The 2362-nt window shown below is 73.7% G+C and carries 2 protein-coding genes; one reads left to right on the top strand and one right to left on the bottom strand.

Translation table 11 applies throughout. The features are described from left to right. On the top strand, positions 1–432 hold a 432-nt coding region (locus tag ACOV8S_RS18700), incomplete at its 5' end, for an IclR family transcriptional regulator domain-containing protein (protein ID WP_448318956.1). Positions 433–589: 157 nt separating this feature from the next. Here the strand turns inward: ACOV8S_RS18700 and ACOV8S_RS18695 are convergent. Then, positions 590–2362 (bottom strand): DEAD/DEAH box helicase (locus tag ACOV8S_RS18695; RefSeq protein ID WP_448318955.1); only part of this gene is annotated, 1773 nt, incomplete at its 5' end.

Here is a 2362-nt window from a genome sequence, read left to right as displayed (position 1 = left end):
GTGCTGCGGCTGGGCCGCCAGGTGCATCCGCTGGTCCGCGAGGCGGCGCTGCCGGCGCTGCGGTCGCTCGCCGAGGACATCGGGGCGACCGCGCACCTCACCCTGGTCGACGGCGCGGAGGCGCTGACGGTCGCGGTGGCGGAGCCGACGTGGACGGACTTTCACGTGGCCCACCGGCCCGGTCACCGGCACCGCTTGGACCAGGGCGCCGCGGGCCGGGCGATCCTCGCCGCGCGCCACGAGGCGGACCCCGGGTTCACCCTCGTGCGCGGCGAGGGGGACGGCGGGGCGTGCGCGGCGGCGGCGCCGCTGCTGGGGGTCACCGGGGTCGAGGGCAGCGTGGGCGTCGTCATGCTCTCCGACGCGGTTCCCGAGCGGGTGGGCCCGCGCGTCGTGGAGGCGGCCCGCGAAGTGGCCGAGGCCCTGGGCTGACCCGGCCGCCTTCCCGGCACCTCCCGCCACCCTGCCCTGCGCCGCGCTGCGGCGGGGTCACGTTCGTACGGCGCCGTCGGCTGGCGCGGGGTGGAGCGAACCGCTCGCCGCGGAGGCGCCGCCCCTGCGGCAAGGGACCCGGCCGGCACCGTGAGGGTCAGCGCATGCGGGTGGCCCATTCCTGGACCTTGGCGATGCGGGCGTGGAGCTGGCCGGCCGTGGCCTCCGCCGCCGGCGGCCCGCCGCAGACGCGGCGCAGCTCGGTGTGGATGACCCCGTGCGGCTTGCCGCTCTGGTGGACGTACGCGCCGACCAGGTTGTTGAGCTGCCGCCGCAGTTCCATCATCTCCTTGTGGCTGACCACCGGCCGCCGGTCCGCGGGCAGCTCCAGCAGGTCCGCCTCCTCCGACGGCTTGCGCTTGCTGTGCGCGATCTGCCGCTGCTGCCGCTTCTGCAGGAGCAGCTGGACCTGGTCGGGTTCGAGCAGCCCGGGGATGCCGAGGTAGTCCTGCTCCTCCTCGCTGCCCGGGTGCGCCTGCATGCCGAACTCGGCACCGTCGTACAGCACGCGGTCGAACACCGCGTCGGACTCCAGCGCCTCGAAGGGCAGCATGTCCTGCTCGCCGGTGTCCTCGTCCTGCTCCTTGTTGGCCTCGGCCATCTCCTTCTCGGACTCCGCGTACGGGTCCTCCTCGCCGTGCTTCTTGGGCCGGTCGAGGGCGTGGTCGCGTTCCTTCTCCATCTCGTTGGCGAAGGTCAGCAGGTCCGGCACGGTCGGCAGGAAGACCGACGCGGTCTCGCCGCGGCGCCGGGAACGCACGAAGCGGCCCACGGCCTGGGCGAAGAACAGCGGTGTGGAGATGGTGGTGGCGTACACGCCGACCGCCAGGCGCGGGACGTCGACGCCCTCGGACACCATGCGGACGGCGACCATCCACCGCTCCTCGCTCGCGCTGAAGTCGTCGATGCGCTGCGAGGCGCCGCTGTCGTCCGACAGCACCAGGGTGGCCTTCTCGCCGGTGATGTCGCGGATCAGCTTGGCGTAGGCGCGGGCCGACTCCTGGTCGGAGGCGATCACCAGCGCGCCCGCGTCGGGGATGCCCTTGCGGACCTCGGTGAGCCGCTGGTCGGCGGCGCGCAGCACCGCGGGCATCCACTCGCCCTTGGGGTCGAGCGCGGTGCGCCAGGCCTGGCTGACCGCGTCCTTGGTCATCGGCTCGCCGAGCCGTGCCTCGATCTCGTCGCCGGCCTTGGTCCGCCAGCGCATGTTGCCGCTGTAGGACAGGAAGATCACCGGGCGGACGACGCCGTCGCCGAGGGCGGAGCCGTAGCCGTAGGTGTAGTCGGCGGAGGAGCGGCGGATGCCGTCGTTGCCCTCCTCGTAGGTGACGAAGGGGATGGGGTTGGTGTCGGACCGGAAGGGCGTACCGGTCAGCGCGAGCCGGCGGGTGGCGGGCTCGAACGCCTCCAGGCAGGCCTCGCCCCAGGACTTGGAGTCGCCCGCGTGGTGGATCTCGTCGAGGATCACCAGGGTCTTGCGCTGCTCGACGCGGTTGCGGTGCAGCATGGGGCGCACGCCGACGCCGGCGTAGGTGACGGCCACGCCGTGGTACTCGCGGCCCAGCGGGCCGGCGCTGTACTCGGGGTCGAGCTTGATGCCTATCCGGGCGGCGGCCTCGGCCCACTGCTTCTTCAGGTGCTCGGTGGGCGCCACCACGGTGACCTGCTGGACGACGTGGTGGTGCAGCAGCCAGGAGGCGAGGGTGAGCGCGAAGGTCGTCTTTCCGGCGCCGGGGGTGGCCACCGCGAGGAAGTCGCGGGGCTGCTCCTCGATGTACCTCTGCAGAGCCCCCTGCTGCCAGGCGCGCAGCTTGCCCGCCGTGCCCCAGGGGGCGCGGCCGGGGAAGGCGGGCGACAGGTGGTGCGAGGG

Source organism: Streptomyces sp. CO7, assembly GCF_053474865.1.
Note: the sequence above shows the minus strand (reverse complement) of the source record. Positions and strands in the feature narration are given on the sequence as shown.